Origin of the sequence: Specibacter sp. AOP5-B1-6 (assembly GCF_052376555.1) — a bacterium.
In the GTDB taxonomy this organism is placed as follows: Bacteria; Actinomycetota; Actinomycetes; order Actinomycetales; family Micrococcaceae; genus Specibacter.
In genome coordinates, this window is record NZ_JBQSVT010000037.1 from 13,513 (window position 1) to 38,267 (window position 24,755).

General features: G+C 66.6%; 26 protein-coding genes. 8 read left to right on the forward strand and 18 right to left on the reverse strand.

All coding sequences use genetic code 11. From position 1 onward, the window contains the following. Positions 1-52: 52 nt before the first annotated feature. The 8 genes from hemL to hemE form a co-directional block, all read right to left on the reverse strand. The gene (gene hemL / locus ACT3TS_RS15600) at positions 53-1,372 is read right to left on the reverse strand and encodes a glutamate-1-semialdehyde 2,1-aminomutase (RefSeq protein ID WP_444532437.1); all 1,320 of its coding nucleotides are present in this window, start codon (positions 1,370-1,372) and stop codon (positions 53-55) included. Positions 1,373-1,419: 47 nt separating this feature from the next. Further along, entirely contained in the window at positions 1,420-2,400 is a 981-nt protein-coding gene (gene hemB / locus ACT3TS_RS15605) for a porphobilinogen synthase (RefSeq protein WP_444532438.1), read from the reverse strand. A 13-nt stretch (positions 2,401-2,413) separates the two neighbouring features. Beyond that, a complete protein-coding gene (locus ACT3TS_RS15610; RefSeq protein WP_444532439.1) occupies positions 2,414-3,388 on the reverse strand; it encodes a uroporphyrinogen-III synthase in 975 nt (324 codons plus the stop codon). Beyond that, positions 3,385-4,368 (reverse strand): hydroxymethylbilane synthase, encoded by a 984-nt coding sequence (gene hemC / locus ACT3TS_RS15615; RefSeq protein WP_444532461.1) that lies wholly within the window; start codon positions 4,366-4,368, stop codon positions 3,385-3,387. The genes ACT3TS_RS15610 and hemC overlap by 4 nt, the downstream gene beginning before the upstream one ends. 17 nt (positions 4,369-4,385) lie before the next feature. Further along, the gene (locus ACT3TS_RS15620) at positions 4,386-5,573 is read right to left on the reverse strand and encodes a ferrochelatase (RefSeq protein ID WP_444532440.1); all 1,188 of its coding nucleotides are present in this window, start codon (positions 5,571-5,573) and stop codon (positions 4,386-4,388) included. Then, complete coding sequence (hemQ, locus tag ACT3TS_RS15625; protein ID WP_444532441.1) at positions 5,570-6,265, reverse strand: hydrogen peroxide-dependent heme synthase; 696 nt, start codon at positions 6,263-6,265, stop codon at positions 5,570-5,572. The genes ACT3TS_RS15620 and hemQ overlap by 4 nt, the downstream gene beginning before the upstream one ends. Positions 6,266-6,338: 73 nt before the next feature. Next, positions 6,339-7,910, reverse strand: coding sequence for a protoporphyrinogen/coproporphyrinogen oxidase (locus tag ACT3TS_RS15630; protein ID WP_444532442.1), 1,572 nt, complete (start codon positions 7,908-7,910; stop codon positions 6,339-6,341). A 40-nt stretch (positions 7,911-7,950) separates the two neighbouring features. Then, positions 7,951-9,006, reverse strand: coding sequence for a uroporphyrinogen decarboxylase (gene hemE, locus ACT3TS_RS15635; protein WP_444532443.1), 1,056 nt, complete (start codon positions 9,004-9,006; stop codon positions 7,951-7,953). 163 nt (positions 9,007-9,169) lie between these two features. Between hemE and ACT3TS_RS15640 the strand changes: the two genes are divergently transcribed. Further along, positions 9,170-10,555 carry a glutamyl-tRNA reductase gene (locus ACT3TS_RS15640; protein ID WP_444532444.1) on the forward strand — a complete coding sequence of 462 codons (1,386 nt, stop codon included), beginning with the start codon at positions 9,170-9,172 and terminating at the stop codon, positions 10,553-10,555. A 71-nt stretch (positions 10,556-10,626) separates the two neighbouring features. Here ACT3TS_RS15640 and ACT3TS_RS15645 read toward each other — a convergent pair whose 3' ends face one another. Together ACT3TS_RS15645 and moeB are read right to left on the reverse strand one after the other, a co-directional pair. After that, a complete protein-coding gene (locus ACT3TS_RS15645) occupies positions 10,627-11,613 on the reverse strand; it encodes an SDR family NAD(P)-dependent oxidoreductase (RefSeq protein WP_444532445.1) in 987 nt (328 codons plus the stop codon). 111 nt (positions 11,614-11,724) lie between these two features. After that, positions 11,725-12,891 carry a molybdopterin-synthase adenylyltransferase MoeB gene (moeB, locus tag ACT3TS_RS15650; protein WP_444532462.1) on the reverse strand — a complete coding sequence of 389 codons (1,167 nt, stop codon included), beginning with the start codon at positions 12,889-12,891 and terminating at the stop codon, positions 11,725-11,727. A 150-nt stretch (positions 12,892-13,041) separates the two neighbouring features. Between moeB and ACT3TS_RS15655 the strand changes: the two genes are divergently transcribed. From ACT3TS_RS15655 to ACT3TS_RS15665, 3 genes are all read left to right on the forward strand, one after another. Beyond that, on the forward strand, positions 13,042-13,680 hold the full coding sequence (locus ACT3TS_RS15655) for a TetR/AcrR family transcriptional regulator (RefSeq protein ID WP_444532446.1): 639 nt from the start codon (positions 13,042-13,044) through the stop codon (positions 13,678-13,680). 62 nt (positions 13,681-13,742) lie between these two features. Beyond that, on the forward strand, positions 13,743-13,967 hold the full coding sequence (locus ACT3TS_RS15660) for a DUF3107 domain-containing protein (protein ID WP_444532447.1): 225 nt from the start codon (positions 13,743-13,745) through the stop codon (positions 13,965-13,967). A gap of 58 nt (positions 13,968-14,025) precedes the next feature. Beyond that, complete coding sequence (locus ACT3TS_RS15665; protein ID WP_444532448.1) at positions 14,026-14,331, forward strand: hypothetical protein; 306 nt, start codon at positions 14,026-14,028, stop codon at positions 14,329-14,331. Between the two features lie 143 nt (positions 14,332-14,474). On the opposite strand, the gene ACT3TS_RS15670 is transcribed toward ACT3TS_RS15665, so the two are convergent. The 4 genes from ACT3TS_RS15670 to ACT3TS_RS15685 all read right to left on the reverse strand — a co-directional run bounded on the left by ACT3TS_RS15670 (position 14,475) and on the right by ACT3TS_RS15685 (position 17,582). Next, complete coding sequence (locus ACT3TS_RS15670) at positions 14,475-15,131, reverse strand: 4a-hydroxytetrahydrobiopterin dehydratase (RefSeq protein WP_444532449.1); 657 nt, start codon at positions 15,129-15,131, stop codon at positions 14,475-14,477. Positions 15,132-15,198: 67 nt separating this feature from the next. Next, positions 15,199-15,999, reverse strand: coding sequence for a thiazole synthase (locus ACT3TS_RS15675; protein WP_444532450.1), 801 nt, complete (start codon positions 15,997-15,999; stop codon positions 15,199-15,201). A gap of 76 nt (positions 16,000-16,075) precedes the next feature. Next, complete coding sequence (thiS, locus tag ACT3TS_RS15680; protein WP_444532451.1) at positions 16,076-16,315, reverse strand: sulfur carrier protein ThiS; 240 nt, start codon at positions 16,313-16,315, stop codon at positions 16,076-16,078. 10 nt (positions 16,316-16,325) lie between these two features. Next, complete coding sequence (locus ACT3TS_RS15685; protein ID WP_444532452.1) at positions 16,326-17,582, reverse strand: FAD-dependent oxidoreductase; 1,257 nt, start codon at positions 17,580-17,582, stop codon at positions 16,326-16,328. Between the two features lie 134 nt (positions 17,583-17,716). Here ACT3TS_RS15685 and thiE point away from each other — a divergent pair, with 134 nt between their 5' ends. After that, positions 17,717-18,397: a thiamine phosphate synthase gene (thiE, locus tag ACT3TS_RS15690; protein WP_444532453.1), complete on the forward strand. Its 681-nt coding sequence runs from the start codon at positions 17,717-17,719 to the stop codon at positions 18,395-18,397. 68 nt (positions 18,398-18,465) lie between these two features. Here the strand turns inward: thiE and putP are convergent, their stop codons facing one another. Beyond that, the gene (putP, locus tag ACT3TS_RS15695; protein WP_444532454.1) at positions 18,466-19,989 is read right to left on the reverse strand and encodes a sodium/proline symporter PutP; all 1,524 of its coding nucleotides are present in this window, start codon (positions 19,987-19,989) and stop codon (positions 18,466-18,468) included. Between the two features lie 210 nt (positions 19,990-20,199). Here putP and ACT3TS_RS15700 point away from each other — a divergent pair, with 210 nt between their 5' ends. Then, on the forward strand, positions 20,200-21,297 hold the full coding sequence (locus ACT3TS_RS15700; RefSeq protein WP_444532455.1) for a pyridoxal-phosphate-dependent aminotransferase family protein: 1,098 nt from the start codon (positions 20,200-20,202) through the stop codon (positions 21,295-21,297). A 57-nt stretch (positions 21,298-21,354) separates the two neighbouring features. On the opposite strand, the gene ACT3TS_RS15705 is transcribed toward ACT3TS_RS15700, so the two are convergent. Together ACT3TS_RS15705 and ACT3TS_RS15710 are read right to left on the reverse strand one after the other, a co-directional pair. Then, entirely contained in the window at positions 21,355-21,927 is a 573-nt protein-coding gene (locus tag ACT3TS_RS15705; protein WP_444532456.1) for a DinB family protein, read from the reverse strand. Positions 21,928-21,945: 18 nt separating this feature from the next. Continuing rightward, entirely contained in the window at positions 21,946-22,698 is a 753-nt protein-coding gene (locus ACT3TS_RS15710) for a TetR/AcrR family transcriptional regulator (protein ID WP_444532457.1), read from the reverse strand. A 145-nt stretch (positions 22,699-22,843) separates the two neighbouring features. Here ACT3TS_RS15710 and ACT3TS_RS15715 point away from each other — a divergent pair, with 145 nt between their 5' ends. Further along, on the forward strand, positions 22,844-23,773 hold the full coding sequence (locus ACT3TS_RS15715; protein ID WP_444532458.1) for an NAD-dependent epimerase/dehydratase family protein: 930 nt from the start codon (positions 22,844-22,846) through the stop codon (positions 23,771-23,773). On the opposite strand, the gene ACT3TS_RS15720 is transcribed toward ACT3TS_RS15715, so the two are convergent. Continuing rightward, on the reverse strand, positions 23,770-24,270 hold the full coding sequence (locus ACT3TS_RS15720; protein ID WP_444532459.1) for a MarR family winged helix-turn-helix transcriptional regulator: 501 nt from the start codon (positions 24,268-24,270) through the stop codon (positions 23,770-23,772). The two genes, ACT3TS_RS15715 and ACT3TS_RS15720, sit on opposite strands and share 4 nt — an antisense overlap. A 127-nt stretch (positions 24,271-24,397) precedes the next feature. On the opposite strand from ACT3TS_RS15720, the gene ACT3TS_RS15725 reads away from it, so the two are divergent. Next, positions 24,398-24,755 (forward strand): hypothetical protein (locus ACT3TS_RS15725; protein WP_444532460.1); only part of this gene is annotated, 358 nt, incomplete at its 3' end.

A 24,755-nucleotide genomic window follows, 5' to 3' on the forward strand; every position in this document is an offset into this window, starting at 1 on the left:
CTGCTGGCGCATGCTTTTCCTTGCAGCATCCGTCCCCGTTCTGTGTGGAGGCTCAGGCGGTCGCTGCGGCTGCTGCCTTCGCTGCCGCCGGAAGTGCCCCAAAGATGCGGTTCATGGCGGCGTCGTCGTGGGCGGCGGAGAGGAACCAGGCCTCGAACACGCTCGGCGGCAGGTACACCCCGGAATCGAGCATGGAATGGAAGAACGGGGCGTAGCGGAACACTTCCTGGGCCTGGGCGTCGTCGTAGTTGTGCACGCCGGCAGCCGCGGTGCCGAACGCCACCGAGAACAAGTTCCCGGCGCGCTGGATGGAGTGATCCACTCCTTCCACCGACAGGGCCGAGGACAGTGCAGCGGACAGCTCCAGCGACCGGGCGTCCACAGTTGCATACACGGATGCGGTCGCTGCAGTCAGCGTGGCAACACCGGCAGCCATGGCCACCGGGTTCCCCGACAGCGTGCCTGCCTGGTACACGGGGCCCAGGGGGGCCAAATAGTCCATGACCTCCGCGCGGCCGCCAAGTGCCGCCGTCGGAAGTCCGCCGCCGATGACCTTGCCGAAGGTGAACAGGTCAGGTGTCCAGCGCTCCTTTCCGACAGCCGCGCCGCCCGTGAGGCCCCAGTAGCCGGCCGCCCCAACCCGGAATCCGGTCAGGACTTCGTCCATGATCAGCAGTGCGCCGTGCGCGGAGGTGATGCGGGAGAGCCCCGCGTTGAAGCCCTCGCCGGGGGTGACAACGCCCATGTTGGCGGGTGCCGCCTCGGTGATGACGGCGGCGATCCGGTCCCCGTGCGCGGCGAAGGCGGCCTCGACGGCGGCAAGGTCGTTGTACGGCAGCACCAGCGTTTCCGCGGCAGTCGCCGCCGTGACGCCGGCAGATCCGGGCAGGGCCAGGGTGGCCAGACCGGAGCCGGCCGCGGCCAGCAGGGAATCGAGATGGCCGTGGTAGCAGCCGGCAAACTTGATGATCAGGTCTCGGCCGGTGAAGCCGCGGGCCAGGCGCACGGCCGTCATGGTCGCCTCGGTGCCGGTGGAAACCATGCGCAGGCGTTCGACGCCGGACACGCGCCCCTGCACGAGAGCGGCCAATTCGCTTTCGGCCGGGGTTGAGGCACCGAAGCTCAGGCCGTGGTCCACTGCCGCGTGCACGGCGGCGAGCACATCGGGATGCGCGTGGCCCAGCAGTGCCGGGCCCCAGGAGCAGACGAGGTCAACGTAGTCGCGGCCGTCGGCGTCGGTCAGGTAGGCACCCTTGGCGTTCACCATGAAGCGCGGTGTGCCGCCCACCGAGCCAAAGGCGCGCACGGGCGAATTCACCCCGCCGGGCATGAGGGTCTTGGCGCGGTCAAAAAGTTCCTGCGAGCTTGTCATGAAGAATCCTTGGGTGAAGGCTGAAGTTGAGGTTTGAAAGAGAGGTGTCAGTTGTCGCGGAGCCAGCCGGCCAGCTCAGCCGCCCAGTACGTCAAGATCATGTTGGCGCCGGCACGCTTGATGCTCAGCACCGACTCCTCGATGGCGCCGCGGCGGTAGATCCAGCCGTTGGCGGCGGCGGCCTCGATCATGGCGTACTCTCCGGAGATTTGGTAGGCGGCAACGGGGACGGGGCTCATGGCTGCCACGTCGGCCAGGATGTCCAGGTAGCTCATGGCGGGCTTGACCATGATGATGTCGGCACCCTCGGCCAGGTCAAGGTCCACCTCGACGAGTGCCTCGCGGCGGTTGCCCGGGTCCATTTGGTAGGTGCGGCGGTCGCCGTCGAGCTGGGAATCCACCGCCTCGCGGAACGGGCCATAAAACGCTGAGGCGTACTTGGCCGCGTAGGCCAGCACGGACACGGTCTCGTATCCGGCGGCGTCCAGGGCTTCGCGAATCACGGCAACCTGGCCGTCCATCATGCCCGACGGAGCAACCACGTGCGCTCCCGCGGCAGCCTGCACAACGGCCATCTTGGCGTAAATTTCCAGGGTGGCGTCGTTGTCGACACCGCCGGCGGCATCGAGCACCCCACAGTGGCCGTGGTCGGTGAACTCGTCCAGGCAGAGGTCACTCATGATGACAAGCTCGTCGCCCACGGCCGCCCGTACATCCCGGATGGCCTTGTTCAACACCCCAAAGGGATCCAAGCCGGCCGATCCCGTCGCGTCGCGCACGGCCGGAATCCCGAACAGCATGATGCCGCCCAACCCCAGCGCCACCGCCTCACGCGCGGCCGCGACCAGCGACGCCGTCGTGTGCTGCACCACCCCGGGCATGGACGTGATCGGCTTGGGCTCGCTGAGGTCCTCACGGATGAACACCGGCAAAATCAAGTCCGACGGCGCCACCGAGTATTCGCTGACAAGTCGGCGCATGGCCGTGGTTGAGCGCAGGCGGCGGGGACGGTGCTGGGGAAAACTCATGGGACTCCGTAAATTACTGGTTGTGAAAATTTGTGCGGGCGCGGACCAGGGCGGCCACGATGCCCTCGGGCGTGGGGTGCCCGGCCGTGGCGGCCACGTGCATTCCCAGCCGTTGCGCCTCATCCCGTGTCGGCTGGCCAATCGCAACGACCAGGCAGCTTGCCGGCAGCGGCGCCATGGTTGCGGCAACCCGGCGCGCCGCGCTTCCCGAGGCAAGCACGACGGCGCCCATCACCCCCGCACGAATCTCGCCTGCCGCTTCGGCCGGGGTGATAACCGGACGGTTGTTGGGGGCGGGATCCTCTCGCGGGCAGTAAGATTTCGGCGGTCGCTGGGCGACCTTTGAAATCCATCCCCGCTCCGAGGACCCCACCCCCAACGCTGTGCCCCGCTCCAGGGAGCGGGACGCCAGCTTGGCCGTTAGGCGGAGCTCCGGACGGGCCGGGTAGTCTACCGTCCGGTAGGCGGTGACAATTTCCGGGTTCCAGCCCTTGGCCGCCAAACCTTCGGCGAGGGTGGGCTCGGCAATGTTTGACTGCGGCAGCAGGACCCGGGGGGATCCGCCGTCGACCGGATTGAAAACGGGCCACAGCTCCATCAGGCCCGCGGCCGACTGCAGGTCAACCGGGGCCAGGAGCGCGTGGATGCCCTCGGCGGCCAGGACGGCAACCGAGGTGGGCCCAATGGTGGCCACGGACGTTGCGGAAGGAATGAGTTCGGCCAGCGAACTCCCAGCCGCCTCGCACCACTGTTTCAGTGCCCGCACAGTGGTAATGGAGCTGATCACCAGCCACGGGTATTCCCCCGCGGCCAGCCGCCCAAGGGCCGCACCCAAGGCGTCATTGTCTGTCATCTCGAAGTCGATGACGGGCACCAGGACCGGCTCGGCACCGGCCGCCGCCAAGGCGTCAGCCAATGCCCCGGCGCGGTCGGCGCTGCGGGTAACGGCAACGCGCAGCCCGGCAAGCGGCCCATCGCTTTCGGTCACTGCGCGGGGCCGGCCAGGTCAGCCAGGTCCGCGGCACCGCCGGCGAGCAGCTCTTCGGCAAGTTCGATGCCCAAAAGGGTGGCGCCGACGGAGGTGAGCCCGTCGGTGGCCTTCTTCAGCCGCAGCGAGCGGGTCCCGTCGAGCGAAACCACAACGGTTTCCAGATACAGCATGGACCCCTTGCGGTGCGCGAGCGCCCCCACAGGTGCGCTGCAGCCGGCTTCCAGGCGCGCCAGCAGGGCACGCTCGGCCGTGACGGCCAGGCGGGTGTCACGGTCGTCAACGGCGGCCAGCGACTGGCCCAAAACGCCCGTCATGCCGGTGTCGGCCGAACGGCATTCAAGGGCCAGGGCCCCCTGGCCGGGTGCCGGCAGCATCACATCGGTGTCGAGGAATTCGGTGACAGTGTCCAGTCGGCCAATCCGGCCAAGGCCGGCAGCGGCAAGGACGACGGCGTCAAGGTCGGCCACCTTGCCCGGGACGGTTTCGACGTCGGGGTTTCCGGGCAGGCCGGGCACCCGTGCCAGCCGGGTGTCAACGTTGCCGCGGATGTCGACGATGGTGAGGTCGTTGCGGGCAGCCAAAAGCTGGGCGGCCCGGCGCGGCGAGCCGGTCCCGACAGTTGCGCCCTGCGGCAGCTCCGCCAGTTTCAGGCCGTCGCGGGAACACAGCGCATCCCGGGAATCGGCCCGCAGCGGCACCGCCGCAAGCGTCAGGCCGGGAACAGCCGCCGTGGGCAGGTCCTTGAGCGAGTGCACGGCAACGTCAACGCGGCCGTCCAGGACGGCGGCGCGCAGTTCCGCGGCAAACACGCCGGTGCCGCCCATTAGCGACAGCGGCCCGGTGAGGATGTCGCCGTCGGTCTTGATGGCGATGATTTCGCTGTCAAAGCCGCCGACGGCGCTCAGCCGGTCGGTAATTTGTTGGGTCTGGCTCAGCGCCAGTTTGCTTCCGCGGGTTCCAATTTTCACACTTGCCATTGTTTCAGCCATGGAGGTTAAGAGCCACCTTGTGCAAGTTCAGCCAGGAGCCCGACGGTGCTGCCGACCTCGGCGACGACGGGCTTTTCGCCACGGAAATTGGCGCAGCAGCCCGGGTTGCAAACATCGAACCAGGGACCCAGCTTCGTCATGGCCGGGCGTTCTTCAAGGTGGTTCTCGATGGTGCGTTCACAGATCAGGTCGACGAGTCCGCTGACAAACTTTTGGTGCGTTCCCGGCGTGGGCGAACGGTCAAAGGCCAGTCCCAGTTCGGCGCACGTTTCGGCCGCTTCGGTGTCAAGGTCCCAGCGCACTTCCATGTGGTCGCTGACAAAGCCCAGCGGCACCACCACAACACCCTTGGTTCCGGCCGCGGCCTGCTCCGCCAGTGCGTCATTGATGTCGGGCTCCAGCCACGGCACGTGGGGCGCGCCTGAACGGGACTGGTACACCAGCGACCATTCCTGTCCGGGGTCGACGGCGGCCATGATGGCCTCCGCTGCCGCAAGGTGCTGCGCCACGTAGGCCGAATTTTCCGTAAATTCGCGCAGTTCCAGCTCGGAGCTGCCCGAGGCTTCTGCATCCCGGGTGGGGATGGAGTGGGTGGCGAACATGACGTGGACGGGTGCTGCCGGAGTTCCGGCAGCGGCCAGCTGGGCACGCACCTTGGCCAGGGACGCGGCTGTCCCTTCAATGAAGGGCTCCACAAAACCCGGGTGGTCAAAGTACTGGCGCACCTTGTCCACGGCCAGCTTCCCGTCAAGTTCCAGTGCGGTGAGGGCGATCCCGATGTCCTCACGGTACTGGCGGCAGCTCGAGTATGAGGAGTAGGCGCTCGTGGTGACCATCAGGAGCCGGCGGTGGCCGCCGTCGTACGCTTCCTGCAAAACCTCTGGAATGTACGGGTCCCAGTTCCGGTTGCCCCAGAGCACGGGCAGGGCGATGTTCCGGCTGGCCAGTTCGGCCTCCAGGGCCGCCTTCAACGCACGGTTTTGGGCGTTGATGGGGCTGATGCCGCCGTTGGCGCGGTAGTGGTGGCTGACCTCTTCGAGGCGCTCGTCGGGGATGCCGCGGCCGCGGGTGACGTTGCGCAGGAAGGGAATGACGTCGTCCTGGCCTTCGGGGCCGCCAAAGGAGGCCAGCAGGATGGCGTCGTAGTCGGCGGGGGCGGCCTGCAGGAGAGCGGTGTTGGGCCCGGTGCTCATCGCAGGACCTCGGCGACCTCGGCGGCGTCAATGCGGCGGCCCGTGTAGAAGGGAATTTCCTCGCGCACGTGCAGGCGGGCGTCGGTGCCGCGCAGATGGCGCATCATGTCCACAAGGTCGGTGAGCTCGTCGGATTCCAGCCCGAGCAGCCATTCCCAGTCGCCCAGCGCAAAGGCCGAGACGGTGTTGGCCAGGACGTCGGGGAATTCCCGGCCCAGGATGCCGTGGTCGCGCAGCATGCGGCCGCGGTCCTCGGCGGGCAGGATGTACCAGTCGTAGGAGCGCACGAACGGGTAGACGCAGACCCAGCCCTTGGGCGACTTGGGGCCCATGTAGGACGGTGCGTGGGACTTGGCGAATTCGGCCTCGCGGTGCACGCCCATGGCGGACCAGGAAATTTCGGTGGCCGCAAACAAGCCCAGCCGGCGGATGCTGCGGACGGCCCGCTGCAGTCCCTCGGCGTCCGCGCCGACAAGCCAGACCATGATGTCCGCATCGTTGCGCATGGCGGAAACGTCGTAGCTTCCGCGCACGGTGATGCTCTCTGCCGCCAGGGACGCGGTCAGCGCCTCAAATTCGGCCACCTCCCCTGCCCCGCCGGCGAAGGATCCGGTCCGCTTGAACACGGTCCACAGTGTGAACGGGGTCTCGGCAGGAGTTTTAGTGACAGATTGTGCATTTGTGTGGCTCATGGTTTCAAGCATGCACCCAATGGGGGTCAAAGCAAAAATCAAGTTCTCTACATTGCGTAGAAAGTGAGGAAGATTACACCCTGCCCGAGCTGTCAATGACGGCACGGATTTGCCGGCGGGTGCCGCTGACCACGGCCGCCAGGCCGTTGCCGCTCATCCATCCGCCGGTCAGCACCAGGCCGGGCACTTCATTGGCCAGCGCATGGACCTGGGCCATCTTCGCCTGATGTCCGACGGCGGCAAACGGCAGGGCGCCCCTCCACCGGACAATGTCGGCACCCAGGACGTCGGAATCCGTCAGCCCGACGCCGAGCAGGGTGGAGGCGTCAGCCAGCGCCGTCGGAATCAAATCTTCTTCCTTGGCGGTGCCGGGAGTCAGGCGCACGGCGTCAGCCGCCTTGACCCCGGCCCGGCCGTAGGAAAGCCGCAGGACGTGGGTGCCCGGTCCGGTGGAGTCGGCCAGCCATCCCCATTTGGCGGTCGCATGAGTGAGCGCCTTGGCCTTGATCCCGGCCACGCCGGGGGCCACGAGCACACCCGTGCCGCGGGGCATCGAATCAAGTTCGGGCACGTCCACGACAAGCGTGACAAGGCGGATGTCGGGCCCTTGAACCGGGGCAAAGGGCAGCAATTGCGGCAGTTCTACGCCGAGAAGTTTCACGGCGGTGGGGCCGTCAGTGGCAACCACCAGCAGGTCCGCAGCCTCAAAACCTCGTTCGGTGCCACGCTCCCAGTCAACAATCCAGCGCGAGGGGGCTCCGCCGTCGTACGTCTGGGCCGGTGCGGCTTGGGCGGGTGCAGCACCCTCCGTCTCCGTCCCCGCCCCGGCCTCCGGGGTGTCGCCGCGGTAGACGGCCTTGATCCGGTGCCCGGCATGCAGGGCTGCGCCGTTTCCGCGGAGCTGCTCCACCAGCGCCGTCACGAGCATGTGCATGCCGCCGGCCAGCCCGCCAACAGCGGACCCGGGCTTGCTGCCGCCGGCCCGCTGCGACGCCACGGCAGCCGCCAGGGAACCGTGCTCGCGGATGCCCGCGCGCAGCCCCGGTGCCACCATGTCGACGTCGAGCAGCTCGGGATCGGCCGAATGCACGCCGGCCACAACGGGGGCGACGAGGCGTTCAAGCACGCGCTTGCCCATGCGGGCCCGGACCAGCTCGGCGACGCTGGAGACGGCCTCGGTGGTGCCAATGGTCGCCGGCATTTTGGCGTCCAGGGCGGCCCGGAGCACGCCCGAGGCGCCCAGGGCTGCACGGACTTCGGGGGCCGTGAGGTCCGAGGGGATGCCCAAAACGCCCGTGCGCGGCAGGGGCACGGGGCCGTCCGGCAGCCACACCCACGCACCGGCCGGATTGGGCGTGGTGATCTTGTCCGCGAGCCCGAGTTCGGCGGCAAGGTCGGCCACGGCCGTGTTGCGGGTCGCGAACGATTCCGCCCCCGCATCCAGCACGACGCCGGCCACCTCGTGGTGGGCCACGCACCCGCCCCAGGAGGCTGCGGCGTCGTAAATGCTCACCTGGAAGCCGTCCGCCTGCAGGTCCCGGGCGGCCAGCAGCCCGGAGATGCCGCCGCCAACCACGATGGCCTGGCGGGGCGAAGGGTGGCTCTGCGGCTTGTGGGCCTTGGCGGCAAGTTTGCGGTTTTCCATGGTCTCCCCTTACGGCTGGTGCGGGTGGTGCGGGTTGGCGCTAGATGGAGTGAACGAGCTCCACCAGGCGGGTCAGGACGGCCGGGTCGGTGTCGGGCGGCACGCCATGGCCCAAGTTCACCACATGTGCCGGCGCTGTGGAGCCGGACGCCACGACCTCGCGGACATGCGCCTCAAGCACCTCCCACGGTGCGCTGAGCAGGGCCGGGTCAATGTTGCCCTGCAACGGCACCTTGCCGCCCAGCCGGCGGTTGGCCTCGTCCAGCGGCAGGCGGTAGTCGACGCCCATGACATCCACGCCGACGTCGTGCATGGCACCCAGAAGTTCACCGGTACCGGTGCCGAAGTGGACCAGGGGAACACCGAGGCCGCGGACATGGTCCAGGGCCCGGGACGACGCCGGGGCCACGTGCCGGGTGTAGTCGGCAAGTCCCAGCGACCCGGCCCAGGAGTCGAAAAGCTGGCCGGCACTGGCGCCGGCTTCAATCTGGGCGCGCAGGAATTTCCCGGAGGCATCGGCGGCCCAGTTCATCAATTCCGCCCAGAGTTCGGGCCGGGCGTGCATCATGGTGCGCGGGCCGAGGTGGTCGCGGGAGGGCTTGCCTTCCACCATGTAGGCGGCCACCGTGAAGGGCGCGCCGGCGAAGCCGATGAGCGGGGTGCTGCCCAGTTCGGCAACGGTCAGGGCCACTGCCTCGCGGATCGGGTCCAGGGATTCGTCCGTCAGTTCGGGCAGGGCGGCGATGTCGGCGGCCGTGCGGATGGGCTTGTCCAGGACGGGGCCCACTCCGGGAACAATGTCCACGCCCACGCCGGCAAGCTTGAGCGGAATCACAATGTCGGAAAAGAAAATGGCGGCGTCCACGCCGTGGCGGCGGACCGGCTGGAGCGTGATTTCAGCGGCCATGGCCGGCTTCAGGCAGGACTCCAACATGGTGGTGCCCACCCGCAGTTCACGGTATTCAGGCAGTGAACGGCCGGCCTGGCGCATGAACCAGATGGGGCGGCGGCTGGGTGTGCCGCCCCGGTAAGCCGTGATCAGGGGGGAATTGGCGGTGCGGCCATCCATCAGGGGGTGGCTGGGGCTCAGTGTCATGGCACCACCCTACAGAGCGAATCTGGGGCCAACTTGTGCACAAACTGTCACCGTAGTGGGGCACCGCCTTGCCGTCATGGTAAGCAGGATCACAGTTTCTTGGTGACGGATTAGGGTTGCCTGTCCGCAAACCACCAGCTTGGGGGTCTACCATGTTGAAATTGTGGTTCTCTTTTCTCTCGTTGCCTCGCACACCGCCATTGACCTGGAAACCGTTGCCCGCCTTAGCGCCGGGGCCGCGGCCGTTAGTGCTGAGGTGGTGCAAGAGGACAACCCTGTCGCCGGGCTGGTGACCCTGGCAACCTGCAACCGCTATGAGCTGTATGTCCATGCGCGCAGCGCCGACGAGGTTGAGTCTGCGCGCAGTTCGGTCATTGAATCCGTCAGCAGGCACTCCGGCCTGGCTGAAGCGCAAGTGTCGCAGGCGCTGTCCACCCTGCAGTCCGACGCCGTTCCCCGGCATCTTTTCGCTGTCAGCACGGGCCTGGAATCAGCCGTTGTGGGCGAACGCGAAATAGCCGGCCAGGTGCGTCGTGCCTTGAGCACCGCCCAGGACCAGGGCGTCACGACAGCACCGCTGGTCCGGCTTTTTCAGGCCGCCGCCAAGACCGCCAAGGACGTGGGCGCCCAAACCGCGCTTGGACGCAGGGGCATGTCGATTGTCTCCGTGGCACTGGATCTGGCAGCCGAACTGCAGGACCTGTCGGCAGCTCCGGTTCTGGCTGCAGCAGCGGCAGAATCAGGCGCCGAGGGCATTTTTTCCGGCGGCTCTTCCACAGCCGGGCCACTGGCCGGGACGTCGGCGGTGTTGTTTGGCACCGGCGCCTATGCCGGTGCCGCGATGGCCCAGTTGCGCCAGCGCGGCTGCACGGACATTTCGGTTTATTCCGCCTCCGGCCGGGCTGAAACATTTGTCGCCTCCCGCGGCGGCACGGCACTCACCGACAACTCCCTGCCCCTTGCCGTGGCCCGGGCGTCACTGCTTGTGGGCTGCAGCGGCTCGGACCACCAGCTGTCCCGGGACGATTTGGCACAGATGCGCCACCAAAGTCTGCGGCAGCTCACGGCCATCGACCTGGCCCTGACCCATGACTTCGCCCCCGACATTGCGGAGCTTCCGGGTGTGGACCTGCTGACACTGGAAACGGTGCGCCAGGCGGCCCCCGCCGAGCAGGCAACAACACTTGCGGATGCCTCGGCCATGGTTGCCGACGCGACCCGCACCTTTGAGCAGCACCAAAACTCCCGCTCGCTGGACCACGCCATCGTTGCACTGCGCCGGCACACCATGGGCGTCCTTGACGACGAGCTCGCCAAGGTCCGCAAGCAGCACGGCTGCTCCGCTGCCACGGCGGAGGTTGAATTTGCCATGCGCCGCATGGTCAAGCAGCTCCTGCATGTGCCAACCGTCCGCGCCAAGGAGATCGCAGCGACCGGCGACGCCGACAGCTATCTGGCCGCCCTGGACGTGCTGTACGGGTTGAAGGTCTCCCCCGAAGTCATTGGTTCGACCCTGGCCGGCCGGGTCGAGGGCGAAACCGCAGGCTGAACGCCGCCTGACCGCCGCGCACCGACAGCCGGCGCTTCGTTCCCTGCCGAAACCAGGCCCAACGACCAGCTTCAATGAAACGCGTTGACGCCCGTCAGTTCCGCCGACAGCTCCCACAGCCGGGTGGCACCTTCAGGATCGATGGCGTGGGCATCGACCCCGGCAATGCGGGCCAGTTCCGATTTCGGATCCGTAGGCTGGGCAATGTCACAGTCCTCGCAGTACACGCCGCCCCTGCCGTCCAAAAGCGGCGAGGTGGCGGCCCACACAGACGTTGCTGCGCCCTGCTCCGGGCTCTTGAACCCCTCGCGCACCCGGCCTTTCTTGTCCATCCACCCTGCCGCCGTCATTTCTTCCTGCGTGAGGTGACGCTGCAGCCCGGTCATGATGCCGCCCGGATTGACGGCGAAGGCGCGCACGCCGTGGTCGGCTCCGCGTTTGTCCAGTTCCACGGCAAAGAGGCTGTTGGCGGTTTTGGCCTGCCCGTAGGCCTGCCATTTGTCATAGCCGGTGGTGAATTGGGGATCGTCAAAATGGATGCCGGAGCGCTTGTGCCCGGTGGACGACAGCGCCACCACACGCGCCCCGCCGTCGGCCAGCACCGGCCACAGCTGGTTCGTCAGGGTGAAATGGCCCAGGTGGTTCGTGGCGAACTGTGCCTCCCAGCCGGGGCCCAGCCGGGTTTCCGGACAGGCCATGATGGCAGCGTTGTTGATCAGGATGTCCAGCCGGCGCCCCGAGGCAAGGTATTCCGCGGCGAACCGCTGCACGCTTGCCTGCTCGCCCAGGTCCAGCTCAAAAACGTCCACACCGCCAAGATCGGCCGCAGCCAGTACACCGCGGGGATGGTCGGCGCGGCGTGCCGGCACACTCACGCGCACCCCTGCGCCCGCCAGTGCGCGGACGGTCTCCAGCCCAAGCCCGGAATAGCCGCCCGTGACGATCGCCTCGCAGCCGGAAAGATCCATGCCCTCCACCACCGTGCCGGCCGTGCTGTCATGCCCAAATCCCGAAGCAATGGGTTTTTGCGGTGTTGGCTGATAGTCCAAATGGTTCATGGCGCGCCTCTTCTTTGAGTGCCGGCCCTCCTGTGGTGAGGAACCCCTTGTGCGCAATGTACTCCTGTCCGCGGAGTTTGTCGCCGGTTCGGCACAGGTGCTGCCGCGTTGTCAGTACCCGGCCTTCGCCCAAGCATCAATGCCGCCGTCAAGATGCACGACGTCGTCATACCCTGCCGCCTTCAGGCTCGCCAGCGCCTGGGCCGAGCGGCTGCCGGCCTTGCAGTGCAGTATGAGCGGGACCCCGTGCGGGATCTGCTCCAGTGCCGAACCGTCCCTGATGCCGGCCAGCGGCACCAGCACCGAGCCGGGGATTCGGCCGATCTCAAATTCCACGGGTTCGCGCACGTCCACCAGCACAAAGTTGTCCCCGCCCTGCCCACGGCGATCCAGGCGGGAGGCGAGCTGCCCGGCGGAGATGAGCTCGCCGTCGTTCTTCACGGCAGCGGCGGGTCCAAGGCCGCAGAAGAGCTCATAGTCGACGAGTTCGGTGATGGGTTCCGCCCCGGGGTCCTTGGCGATGCGGATTTCACGCCAGCGGGAGGTGAGGGCGTCGAAGATCAGGAGCCGGCCCAGCAGCGTCTGGCCGATCCCGGTGATCAGCTTGACGGCTTCGGTGACCATCATGGCGCCAATCGAGGCGCACAGCATGCCAAAGACGCCGCCTTCGGCGCAGGAGGGGACGGTGCCGGGGGCTGGCGGTTCGGGGTAGAGGTCGCGGTAGTTGGGGCCGAACTTGTCCCAAAAAACGCTGACCTGGCCGTCGAAGCGGAGGATGGAACCCCACACGTAGGGCTTGCCCAGGAGTGCCGCGGCGTCGTTGACAAGGTAGCGGGTGGCGAAGTTGTCGGCGCCGTCGAGGATGATGTCGTAACCGGCAAAGATGTCCAGGGCGTTGGCCGAGTCCAGCCGGACGGGGTGCAGGAGAACCTTGATGCCGGGGTTGAGCTCCAGCACGGACTCGCGGGCGGACTCCAGCTTCGTGCGGCCAATATCGCTGACGCCGTGGATGACCTGGCGTTGGAGGTTGCTCAACTCAACCGAGTCGTCGTCGATGATGCCCAGGGTGCCGACACCGGCTGCGGCCAAATACAGCAGGGCCGGGGAACCCAGGCCGCCGGCGCCGATGACCAAAACCTTGGCGTTGCGCAGCCGCCGCTGCCCGTCCAAGCCGATCTCGGGGATCAACGCATGGCGGGAATAGCGTTCCAGCTCTTCCGGGTCCAGCGGCGGACCGGGCTCCACCAGGGCGGGCAGGGCTGCCGGCGGGTGTGCCATGGCTGCGGTCGGGGGCTGAATCAAGGAAACCATACCTTTTAATCTAGTCCGGTCTGCGCTGCTTGGCGCATTACCGACGGGTACAATGACACAAACCGATTCTGCATTTTGCATGGGTCACATGCGTCAACGGAGAGAAAGGCTGCCGCAATGAGTTTGGATTCCTCAGCCAAGGGACGCCCCGCACCACGTACACAACCAGCCCGCCTCCCCCGCGACGAGCGCCGCGCCCAATTGCTGGCCTCGGCCCTTGAGGTGTTCGTCAACCACGGCTACCACGGTGCCGCCATGGATGAAATTGCCGAGACCGCCAAGGTCAGCAAGCCCGTGCTTTACCAGCACTTCCCGAGCAAGCGCGAACTGTATTTGGCCCTGCTGGACAGCCATTTGGATGCGTTGACGAAAATGCTGGTGTCGGCGTTGAACTCCACCACCGACAACAAACTCCGGGTCCAGGCCACCATGAAGGCTTATTTCCACTTCATGGCCAACGACGACCAGGCGCACCGGCTGGTCTTTGAATCGGACCTTGTCAACGACGTCGAAGTTGCCGCCCGGCTGGAAAAGTTCAACGCCGGCTACGCCGACGCCATTGGCAAGGTCATCGCCGAGGACACCAAGCTTGCCCCCGTTGAGGCGACACTTTTGGGCCGGGCCCTGGCCGGCATGGCCCAGGTCAGCGCCCGCTACTGGCTGGAAGCCAACGGCGATCTGGACATCGAGGTGGCCAGCGACATGATTTACCGTTTAGCTTGGCGCGGAATCAGCCGCTTCCCCAAGGAAACCTGACCACCTGCCCCTAGAGTGGTTTGTACATACTTCTATTAGTAGTTTGCACCGAGGAGACACCTGTGGAAATCAAGATCGGCATCCAAAACGTCAGCCGTGAAATCGTCCTGGAATCAGACCAAACGGCCGACGACGTCGCCGCCCTGGTCTCCGAAGCCCTGGCCAATGGCACCGAGCTGCGTGTCAAAGATGAAAAGGGCCGCCTTGTCATCGTGCCCGGCAACGCCCTGGGATACGTTGAACTGGGCGGCGAAAAGGCCCGCAGCGTAGGATTCGGCGCCCTTTAAAGCCCTGCACGCGACTGAGCCAGTCACTGAGCCAAACGAATAGAGACGGAACAAAACCATGGTTGCATTGGTCATTATTGCCCTGACTGCGGGCGCGTTCGGCGCCATTGCCTGGGCCGTCGACAAGTACCGCCACACCTTCGGGGCCGTTCTGCCCGCAGGAGCAGCCGTGGCCGCCGCACTGCTCGTTTGGATCATCACGATGGCCGTCGGCCTGGACGGCAACCCCGCCACCGCCTGGATCCCGTGGATCCTGTCCATGGTGGTTGGCGGCGTCGTGGCCTGGGCCACGGCCGGTTTTGTGGGCCGCACGCGGCACCACCGCCAGGTGGAAAAGACCAACGCGATTTTGCAAATGCACTAAACGCACGACGGCGGGACGTCACCACCGCGTCCGCCCGTCAGGCTTGCAGCCTTGCGTCACCGTTGCTTCGGCCGCCATCCCCACCCGGGCATGGCGGCCGACGTGTTTGGGGGCTGTCGCTTGTCCGTGCCACATGCCAGGTTTCAGGCGTCGCGGCCCTCCTCGGTGCAGATGCACAACCGGTTCCCCTGGGCGTCGGTTGCGACGACGAACGCCGGCGCGTTGGAACGGTCCAGCGTGGCACCAGCGGCCTCCACCTCCGCCAGCACGCGCTGCGCCTCGCTGGCGGGCACATGGATGTCGAAGTGGAAGCGGTTGGCGTTTGGCGTCCGGGTCTGCTGAAACCACATCGTCGGCAGCCGCCCGGCAGGGTCCCGCAACTCGTCCGGCTCCCCTGCCTTGAATCCCAGTGCGGCAGCCCATGCGGGAGCAACCGCCGTGAAATCGTCCGAGTCCATGGCAATCTCCACGGCCCGCAGCAGGTCCGGCCGCGCCGTGGCACCGGCATCCGCGGCGGCCGCAGAAATGGCCCGTGCCAGGGCGGCATCCCGCGCCGTCACCTTGGAACCGGCGTCGTGCGAGGTCAGCCCCACAAACAAGGTGTCGTAGCGCCAGTCCACATCGGGGTGGTGGTTGGCTTCCTGGGCGAGCGCCCCGATGGCGGCGAACAAGTCCAAGGCGAGGGCCGACGTCGGACATTTCAGTGCAGCGGCCAGCCCTCCCAAGCGGAATCTCCAGTCCGGCAGCGACGCCAGTTCCGCATCGATTTCCGGCCGGCTCAAAACATCCTGCGCACCCATGGCACGCTCCTTTGCAGTTGCCTTGCATGAGGCTGCCCGCTCCAGCTCATACACAACGGGACAGTCCTTACAGGTCGGGGCGGCCGTTCATCGCCGAGGAAGCCAGCGCGTGGGCCCGCTTGGGGATGCGTCCGCCCTGTGCTGCCAGTCTGCCACCGATCACGGCGTGTTTGAAGGCCTCCGCCATGACCAGCGGATTCTGTGCGCGGGTGACGGCGGTGGCCAGGAGCACGGCGTCGCAGCCGAGTTCCATGGCCAGGGCGGCGTCGGAGGCCGTGCCGATGCCGGCGTCGAGCACCACGGGAACTGAGGCGCGGGAAACAATCAGCTCAATGTTGTGCGGATTGAGGATGCCCAGCCCGGTTCCTATCGGGGCGCCCAATGGCATGACGGCGGCCGCACCCAGTTCCTCCAGCCGCAACGCCAGAACCGGATCGTCATTGGTGTACGCGAACACCTTGAAACCGCTGTTGACGAGCTGCTCCGTGGCCTCCGCCAGCTCGAGTCCGTCAGGCAGCAGCGTGTGTTCGTCGGCGATGACTTCCAGCTTCACCCAGTCCGTTTCGAGCGCCTCACGGGCCAGCTCCGCCGTCATGACGGCCTCGCGGGCGGTGAAGCAGCCGGCCGTGTTGGGCAGGATGCGGATGTTGTTTTCCAGCAGCAGCTTGAACAGGTTCGTTCCGCCGCCGGCCGCCTCATCCACCGAATAGCGGCGCATGGCCACGGTGGTCAGCTCGGTGCCGGAGGCAATCAGCGCGGCGCCCAGGCCGGACAGGCTGGGCGCGCCGCCGGTTCCCATGATGAGCCGGGAGTGCAGCGCCACCCCGTCGATCACCAGGGCGTCGCTGCGGGTCAAGGTTTCGGTCATGGCATTCACTTTCGGTCACGGGGCGGGGTGGGCGGAGCGGGGGTCGGGCGGGACAGAGACAGCGCGGGAGAGTACCTCAGCCGCCCTGCACCGCGGTGACAATTTCAAGTTCATCCTGGTGTTCCAGTGCGGTCGCGGCCCATTGGCTGCGCGGCACCACGGCGGAGTTGCGGGCAACGGCGACGCCCAGCCGTCCGCCGTCGGCCGCCTGCCCGTTGGGCAACAGCTCCCGGCCGGTCGTGGCGGTGACGAGGTCGGCAACGGTGGTTCCGGCCCCGAGGGATTCGGTGGCTCCGTTGAGTTGGATCGTGTTCATGGACAAGCTCCTACGCGGTTGGGCCGGCGGTGTGCGCCGGACTGAGTGTGGGGGAAAAACGGTCGGGACGGAACCCAGTCCAGGCCAGGTCGGTGATGTCGCCCAGCAGTTGGCGGACAATGTGCGCGGCGATCGGGGTCAACAGCACGCCGTGCCGGAAGAAGCCGGTGGCGATGATGAGGCCGGGAATGTCGCGTCCCGAGCCGGCAGCCACGCGGCCCAGCAGCGGCGCGTTGTCCGGGGTTCCGGGGCGGGCGCGGGCAGTGCATTCCAGCAGTTCCAGCTCGGCGACGGCGGGCAGCAGCACCTGGGCGTCGCGCAAGAGCTGGTGCACTCCGCCTGCACTGACCCCGGCGTTGCGGTCCTCACGGCTCGTCGCGCCGATGACCACGGTGCCGTCATCGCGCGGCACGATGTATACCGGCAGCCCGCGCACCAGACCGCGGATCGTGGCCGTGGTCAGCGGCCTCAGGTGCTCGGGCACGCGCAGGCGCAGAATGTCGCCGTGCACCGGGCGCAGCGGCAGTTCGAGTCCGTCCGGCAAGCTGTGGAGTTTCGGCGCGTCCAGCCCGTTGGCCACCACCACCTCCCGGGCCTGGATTGCCGTGCCGTCGGCAAGCACGACGCCGGTCACCTGCCTCCGCCGGCCGGCTCCCCCGCCGCCGGGGTGCGAAGCGCCGTCCCACAACAGTCCCGCAGCTCCCTGGCCAATGAACGGAGCTGCCTCGCCGCGTGCGGCGGCCACGCCGGCAAGCCGGGCGCGGATGGCGGCAGCCGTTCCGCGGGGGTCAACCTGATGGTCCGCCGCGATCCGGAAGGCACAGGAAATATGCGGGCCCACCAGCGGCTCCTCCGCCCGGGCCGCCTTGATCGTGAGCGTCTCTACCTCGAGCCCGTGCCGCAGCTGGACGTCCCGCAGCTCAGCGAGGGCACGCCGGTCCGCAGCGTCGGCACCCACGACGAGGGTCGGCGTCGTACGGAATCCTGTGTCCGGAACACCGGGACCGGCAAGGGATGCCGCAAAGCCGGGCCAGCGGGCGGCGGAGGCAAGCGTGAGGTCCAGGAGTTGCTCTTCCTGGTAGTGCAGCTCGCTGACGGGGGCCAGCATGCCGGCGGCGGCAAAAGTCGCCCCGGTGGCCGGTGCCGGGTCGATGATTGTGACGGTGTGCCCGGCGCGCTGGGCTTCCCAGGCAATGCCAAGGCCAACGATTCCGCCGCCAATCACGGCCACCCCGGTGGTCAATGTCTCGGGCGCAAAGGGTGCCACGACGTTCTCCTTCCCTACGCCGGCATGATCCGGATCAGGTTCCGCGCCCGCGTGGGGCGCATGTCGGTCGGCGCAGTCGGCGCCCTCTCAGCCAGCTTCACTGGCTCCCGCGGTACTGCACTAGTCTATGAGACATGAGCTCAACTTCGACCATCCATGACGCCGCCACCCCGATTTCCACGCCTTCCCTGGAGCGCGCCCGACTGTATTTGTGCACCGACGCGCGCACAAAACAAGGTGATTTCGAGCAGTTCCTGCGCGCCGCCTACGCGGGCGGGGTGGATATCATCCAACTGCGCGACAAGTCCATTGAGGCTGCCCAGGAGCTGGAACTGCTGGCCGTGCTGCGTTCCGTGGCGGAGGAATTCGGGAAGTTGTGGGCCGTGAATGACAGGGCCGACATCGCTGCCCTCAGCGGCGCCCCGGTGTTCCATGTGGGGCAAAAGGACCTCCCGCTGCCGGCGGCTCGTGCGCTGGTGGGCCCGGCTGTTTCCCTGGGCCTCTCCAGCCACGACACGGTGCAGGTCTCGGCCGCCGCGGCCAGCCCGGATGCCGACTATTTTTGTGTGGGGCCGCTGTGGGCCACCCCCACCAAGCCGGGCCGGGCCGCCGTCGGACTTTCCCTGGTGGAGCATGCGGCCTCCCTGCGCACCGCCAAGCCGTGGTTCGCCATCGGCGGAGTTGACCTTACCAACGTGGACCAGGTCGTGGCGGCCGGGGCGTCGCGCATTGTGGTGGTCAGGGCCGTAACCAACGCTGAAGATCCGACGGCGGCCGCACAGGAGCTGCTCTCCCGGCTGCCTGCGCTGGGGTAGCCAGGCGACGGGAGCAGCCAGGCGGCGGCGGAGCTTCCTCCGCCGCCGCCTGGATCACAGCACTTGGTCTATTTCATGGCCGCTGCGGGGACCTTCTTGGGATCCGAATCTTCCAGCATGGCCGTGAATTCCGACTCGATCACGGCATTTTCCTTGTAGGTGAGCTTGGAAACGACCACAACGATGATCATGTTCAGGATGAATGCGGGCACGATTTCATACATCGCGTCATGCAGCACCGGCGTCTTGCCCCAGACAAACACCGTCACCGTCGCCACAATCATGCCGATGAAGGCGCCCTTGGCCGTGAGTTTGCGCCAATACAGGCTCAACAGGACAATCGGGCCGAACGCGGCACCAAACCCGGCCCAGGCAAACGACACCAGTTCCAGGATGCTGGCGTTCTTGTCCAAGGCGATGATGGCCGCAATGACGGCGACCACCAACACGCCCATGCGGCCGAGAATGACCTGCTTTTTGGCGGTGGACTCGCGTCCTGTCATGTTGTAGAGATCTTCGACAAGCGCCGAGGAACACACGATGAGCTGGGAGGAAATGGTGGACATAATGGCGGCCAGCACGGCTGCCAGGACCAGGCCGGCCACGAACGGGTGGAAGAACACCTGGCTCAATTTCAGGAACACCGTTTCCGGGTCCGCCAAGGTCAGGTCGGGGTTGTCGGCAAAGTAGCCAATGCCGATCAACGCCGTGGCAACGGCCCCGGCAGCGGTCAAGATCATCCAGCCAATGCCGATCCGTCGGCCGGCCTTTGCATCTTGCGGGGAACGCAACGCCATGAAGCGGACAATGATGTGCGGCTGGCCAAAGTAGCCCAAACCCCATGCGGCGGTGGAAAAGATGCCGACCATCCACACCAGGCTGTTTCCCTCGCCAAAGCCCTTGAACAGGTTCAACGTGTCGGGATCAATGTTTTGCAGGCGGGTCACGGTTGCGCCGACGCCGCCGGTTTGCACGACGGCAATGATCGGGACCACGATGAGGGCCGCAAACATCAGCAGCCCCTGGGCCACGTCGGTCAGTGTTGCCCCAATGAATCCGCCAAAGAGCGTGTAGGCCAAGGTGACAACAGTGACGACGCCCATGCCCGCCAAGTAAGACCAGCCGAAGGAACTCTCAAAGAATTTTCCGGCGGCCACCATGCCCGAGGACACATAGAACGTAAAGAACACGAGGATAACAACGGAGGCGGTGATGCGCAGCAGATGCGAATTGTCCTTGAGCCGCTTTTCAAAAAAGCTGGGGACGGTGATGGCATTTTGCGAAATCATTGTGTAGGAACGCAGCCTAGGCGCCACGAACTTCCAGTTCAGCCAGGCCCCAATGGTCAGCCCAATGGCAATCCACGCCTCGACCAGCCCCGAAAGGTAGATGGCCCCGGGGAGGCCCATAATGAGCCAGCCCGACATGTCCGAAGCACCCGCTGAGAGTGCGGCAACGCCTGGCTTGAGGTCGCGCCCGGCCAACATGTAGTCGTCCAGGTCGTCTGTTTTCTTGAAGGCGAAGTAGCCAATGGCGAGCATTCCCGCCAGATACACGCCGATGGCGAGTAATTGAAAAGCATGGTCTGACACTAGGTATTCCTTTGCGTTCTGTGACACTTCATCGGATCATCGATGGCATCCGGAGATGCACAACTTCGCAGTGAGTACGCGCCAATAATGGGTTTGTCCCGTTCAACGTATCAAGCTTGGCGGCCAAATTCTTCATGCGCGCCGCGCCCGGGCTTCATGTTCGGCGTGCTTATGCTGGGAGGAATCCATCCTCAGGAGCAAGGAGCAACCGTGACCACCACACTCACCCACCGCCATCTTTTTGGCCCCGGCCCCAGCAATTGCTACCCGGAAGCCGTCGCCGCTTTGGGGCATCCAATTCTGGGCCACCTTGACCCGTTGTTCATCGAGATGATGGACAGCACCTGCGACGGCTTGCGGCAGGCATGGGGCACCACCAACGCCAGGACACTGCCGTTGAGCGGGACGGGTTCGGCGGGCATGGAGGCGGCTTTTGTCAACACCGTCGGAGCCGGCGATGTCGCCGTCGTGGCCGTCAATGGCTTGTTCGGTGAGCGCATGTGCGAGGTTGCCCGCCGCACCGGCGCCGAGGTGGTCCGCGTTGACCATGAATGGGGCCAGCCCATTGATCCGGAGCGGGTGGCTTCGGCTCATCCGCAGCCAAAGGTCATTGCCGCGGTGCATGCCGAAACGTCCACGGGCGTGCGCTCCGACATTGCCACGCTTGGCAGACTCAAGGGTGACGCCTTGCTGCTGACCGATGCCGTGACCTCCATCGGCGGGCTGGAATTGCTCGCGGACGACTGGGGCATCGACGTTGGCTACGCCGGGACGCAAAAGTGCCTGGGCGTGGCCCCCGGCCTGTCCCCCTTCACCATCTCCGACGCCGCGTTTGAGCGCCGCATCCAGGACCCGCAGTCGTGGTACTTGGACCTGGGGCTGCTGGGCGGGTACGCAGGGGCGGCCAGCGGAAGCACCCGCACCTACCACCACACCGCGCCGGTGGCCATGATCGCCAGCCTGGCGGCCGGGCTGGACAGGGTCCTGACGGAGGGGCTCGACGCCGTTCAGGCACGTCACGCGGCAGCGGGCCTGGCGCTCCAAAACGGTCTGCAGGACATGGGCCTGGAACTGTTCGCTGCTGAAGGCTCCCGGCTGCCAAGCCTCACCACCGTGCGCGTTCCCGAGGGTGTGGACTCCGCCGCCGTGCGCAGCTACCTGCTCAACAACTTCAGCTTGGAGATCGGCGGGGGTGCCGGGGCGTTCGCGTCCACTGTGTGGCGGATCGGCATGATGGGCCCCAACGCGAACCCGGCCTCCGTGGTGTTGGTCCTTGGTGCCCTGCAGGAGGCTCTCGCCAAGGCCTGAGCGCGGGAGGCGGCTGCGCCATGCCTCCGGCGGGCCCGCGTCCCTGCCGGCAGGCAGCTACTGCTGGCGGGCCACCGCTTCCAGTTCTGCCACATGCACGGCCCATTCCCCGGGCGTGCGCTGTGAGACGTTCGGGTCGTTCGGTCCATTGCCCGCGGCGCCGTCAATCAGTTCGCGAATAATGTCGGCGTGGCCGGCGTGCCGGGCCGTTTCGACACACATGTGCACCAGGATCTGGTGGAGTGTCACCTGCCGGCGTTCCGGTGCCCACCACGGCACCGAGCCCACGGTATCGAGGGGCAGCAATTCAATGGTTTCATCGCTGTGCCGGGCGGAATAATCGTGCAGTTCAAGGATGTCCGCCCGGCTCTCGCCAGGCCCGGCCCACATGTCGGCATCCAGCGGTGCGCCGGGAGCGAGCCAGGGCAGTTCCCTGCGGGCGGGGCGGCCGAACACCTCGCCAAAGTAGCCCAACTGGACACTCGCCACGTGCTTGACCAGGCCAAGGAGGTTCGTGCCCGTGGGAGTCATGGGACGGCGGACGTCGTAATCGCTGAGGCCGTCAAGTTTCGCGAGCAGGTCTGCACGTCTGACGCGCAGGTACCCGGGGAGTTCAGCTTTTTCACTCATGCTGCCCACTCTGCACCATCACGGCACGGACCACCATCCATTGCCTTGCGGCTGCGACAGTCCCACGATGCCCTGAAGGACCTCGAGATGGGACTCAAAAAGCGCTCCCGGGTCAGCAAACGTTGCCTTGCCGTACTGGCCAAAAACCTCAAAGCTGACCGTGCCAAAGAGGGCTGCCCAGGCCAGAACGCCGGAAGCCAAAACGTGGTCGGGAACGGTCAGGCCCATCGCCTCGCGGATCGCGGAGAAGTCTGCAGCGAGCCCGGGCGCCGGCGGCCGCTGTGTGTCCCCGTCCGAATTCCCGGCAGAGCCCACCTCCACTTTCCCGCCCTGGTGCGCGCTTTCCAGAATGCGCACCAACCGGACGACGACCCGCGTGCCGGGACCGGTTGTCTGCTCGGCCGGGGCTTCGTAGCCCGGGACAGGCGAGCCAAACAACAGCCCGTAACGTGCCGGCTCGGCCAGCGCCCAGTCCCTGACCGCCCGGCCCAGGGCACGGAATTGGGCTCCATGGTCATCGGCAGGAACCTTGGCCAGCGCCTGGTCCACGGCATCGCCCAAGGCGTTGTAGCCGTCCACCACAAGCAGTGTCAGCAGTTCGTCCCGGCTCTTGACGTACCGGTAGACGGCCGACGAAACCACGCCCAGGTCTCGTGCCACAGCTCGCAGCGACAGTCCTGCCGCACCGTGCACGTCCAGGTGGCGGCGCCCGATGCTGACGATGTCGGCCATGGTTTGCTGCCGTGCCCGTTCCCGCGGTGTTTGTGTCATGGCTCCAGTTTTGGCGTAATCGAGACCACCGTCAACTTAAGTGAGCAGTGCTCTTGACTTTCCTGTCGAAAGCGGTCGAGAATTGAATCGAGAGCACCGCTCTCGCATTTCCGCATTTCCATCACCTACATGAATTGAGCACCTCATGAACGCCATCAAAATTGTCACGGGCGCGGGCCCCGTCGGCTGGACAGTCGCCACCCAGCTTGCAAACGCCGGACACCGCGTCCGCGTTTTGACCCGCTCAGGCTCCGGACCGGAGCACCCGCTCATTGAGCGGCGCCGCGTTGACGTGGCCGAGCCGGCGCAGCTGCAGGCCACGATGGCGGGCGTGGACGCCGTTTTCCACTGCATCCACGGCTCAAAATACAGCGCGGATGCCTGGCGAACGGAACTTCCCCGCGCGGAGCGAGCGGTGCTGGCCGCGGCGGGCGGGGCGGGCGCCGTCGTGGTTTTCCCGGAAAGCCTCTACTCCTACAGCACCCCGGAGGAGGTCATGACGGAAGACAGCCCGCGCCAGGCAAGCGGCGGGAAGCGCGGCATCCGCACCACTCTGCTGGCGGCCAGGGCCGCTTCGGTTACCCCGACAATCAGCGTGGTGGCGTCCGACTTCTTTGGCCCGCACGTGCGCAATGCCCACGCCGGAGACCGCATGGTGCCGCTGATCCTGGCGGGCAGGCGCGTGCAGGTCATTGGCAGCACGGAAAAGCTCCACTCATTCACCTACGTCCCGGATCTGGCGGCTGCCATGATCCGGGCGGCCGGCCGTCCGGCGCTGTGGAATTCGGTGTTGCACGCACCCACCAACGAGGCCCTGCCACAGCGGGCATTGGCCGGGGCCATTGCTGCCGCGGCGGGGGTGCCGGCGCCCAAGGTCAGCGCACTGCCGGGCTGGGCACTGAGGACAGCGGGGCTGCTCTCCGGCTCCATGCGTGAGATGGCGGAGATGCTGTACCAGTTTGAGGATCAGTTCGTCATGGACTCCACAGCCAGCGAGAAACTGCTGGGCCGCACCCCCACATCCTGGGATACGGCAGCGAAGGAGACCGTGGATTGGTGGCGGCAGCAGGCTTAGCGGCCCGCCTCCACGGTGAGGGCAACTTTCCGCAGCAGGCCGGCCAGCTGCACCCGTTCCTTGGCGCTCAGCCCGGCGAGCATGTCCCGATCGCTCTCCAGCAGGCGTGGAAACTCGCTGTCAACCAGCGCTTCGCCCGCTGCCGTCAGTTGCATCAGGACCACCCGGCCGTCCCGCTCCCAAGGCAGGCGTTCCACTAACCCGCGCCTGACCAGGCGTTCGGCGTTCTTGGTGGTGGAGGCGCCGCTGAGCATCGTGGCGGCGGTGACCTCACTGGCGCGCATGGGCCCGTCACCGCGGGCCAGGGTGCACAGAACGTCAAATTCGGCCCTCGTCACCTCCGCCGGCAGCAGCTCCCGGCCCGCCCGCTGGGACGCCAAGGCACCAATCCGCCCGATGCGCCCCATGACCTCAATGCTGGCGACATCCAGATCCGGCCGCGACCGCGCCCACCCCTGACGCGCCCTGTCAACGAAGTCCACTGCCTCTGCATTCATGGACTAAGCCTAGCGACCGAGGTGCCGGCTGCGAGCGTGCGAGCGGCGGGAGGGCGGTAGGCGCTAGAGACAACACTCACATACCCCACATCTATTTTACTAGTAAAATACTTAGTAGACTGGAAACATGAGCACTCCCACCCGATTGCGCCACACCGGCGCCGCCCTGACCCATTCACTGTCGCCCGCCACCTGGCGGAGCGCCTTTGCCATGCGCCCGGCGGATGCCATTTTCACCACGGCCATCAAGGTGGGGGTCGCAGCGTCGCTGGTGCTGGTGGCCGGCGGCCTGCTGGGCCAGCAACAGTTGGCCGGGATCGCCGCCCTCGGGGCGCTGACCAGCGCTTTTGGCCGTTACCAGCCTTACTGGCGGCTGGCCCGCATGATGGTTGTCGTGGGTGTCGGGATGCTCGTCGCCATGGCAGTCGGCACGCTCCTCGGCGCCGCGGGAACACCCATGGTGCTCCAAATCGTCATCCTCTCAG

Coding starts and splice junctions, on each gene's coding strand:
- ACT3TS_RS15720 (WP_444532459.1), bottom strand. CDS start 24,270: ATGAATGCAGAGGCAGTGGACTTCGTTGACAGGGCGCGTCAGGGGTGG.
- ACT3TS_RS15710 (WP_444532457.1), bottom strand. CDS start 22,698: ATGACACAAACACCGCGGGAACGGGCACGGCAGCAAACCATGGCCGAC.
- hemL (WP_444532437.1), bottom strand. CDS start 1,372: ATGACAAGCTCGCAGGAACTTTTTGACCGCGCCAAGACCCTCATGCCC.
- ACT3TS_RS15675 (WP_444532450.1), bottom strand. CDS start 15,999: ATGACCGAAACCTTGACCCGCAGCGACGCCCTGGTGATCGACGGGGTG.
- moeB (WP_444532462.1), bottom strand. CDS start 12,891: ATGGCACACCCGCCGGCAGCCCTGCCCGCCCTGGTGGAGCCCGGTCCG.
- ACT3TS_RS15655 (WP_444532446.1), top strand. CDS start 13,042: ATGAGTTTGGATTCCTCAGCCAAGGGACGCCCCGCACCACGTACACAA.
- ACT3TS_RS15715 (WP_444532458.1), top strand. CDS start 22,844: ATGAACGCCATCAAAATTGTCACGGGCGCGGGCCCCGTCGGCTGGACA.
- ACT3TS_RS15665 (WP_444532448.1), top strand. CDS start 14,026: ATGGTTGCATTGGTCATTATTGCCCTGACTGCGGGCGCGTTCGGCGCC.
- hemQ (WP_444532441.1), bottom strand. CDS start 6,265: ATGAGCCACACAAATGCACAATCTGTCACTAAAACTCCTGCCGAGACC.
- ACT3TS_RS15620 (WP_444532440.1), bottom strand. CDS start 5,573: ATGAGCACCGGGCCCAACACCGCTCTCCTGCAGGCCGCCCCCGCCGAC.
- ACT3TS_RS15645 (WP_444532445.1), bottom strand. CDS start 11,613: ATGAACCATTTGGACTATCAGCCAACACCGCAAAAACCCATTGCTTCG.
- ACT3TS_RS15630 (WP_444532442.1), bottom strand. CDS start 7,910: ATGGAAAACCGCAAACTTGCCGCCAAGGCCCACAAGCCGCAGAGCCAC.
- hemB (WP_444532438.1), bottom strand. CDS start 2,400: ATGAGTTTTCCCCAGCACCGTCCCCGCCGCCTGCGCTCAACCACGGCC.
- thiS (WP_444532451.1), bottom strand. CDS start 16,315: ATGAACACGATCCAACTCAACGGAGCCACCGAATCCCTCGGGGCCGGA.
- ACT3TS_RS15705 (WP_444532456.1), bottom strand. CDS start 21,927: ATGAGTGAAAAAGCTGAACTCCCCGGGTACCTGCGCGTCAGACGTGCA.
- ACT3TS_RS15670 (WP_444532449.1), bottom strand. CDS start 15,131: ATGGGTGCGCAGGATGTTTTGAGCCGGCCGGAAATCGATGCGGAACTG.
- hemC (WP_444532461.1), bottom strand. CDS start 4,368: ATGGCAAGTGTGAAAATTGGAACCCGCGGAAGCAAACTGGCGCTGAGC.
- hemE (WP_444532443.1), bottom strand. CDS start 9,006: ATGACACTGAGCCCCAGCCACCCCCTGATGGATGGCCGCACCGCCAAT.
- thiE (WP_444532453.1), top strand. CDS start 17,717: ATGAGCTCAACTTCGACCATCCATGACGCCGCCACCCCGATTTCCACG.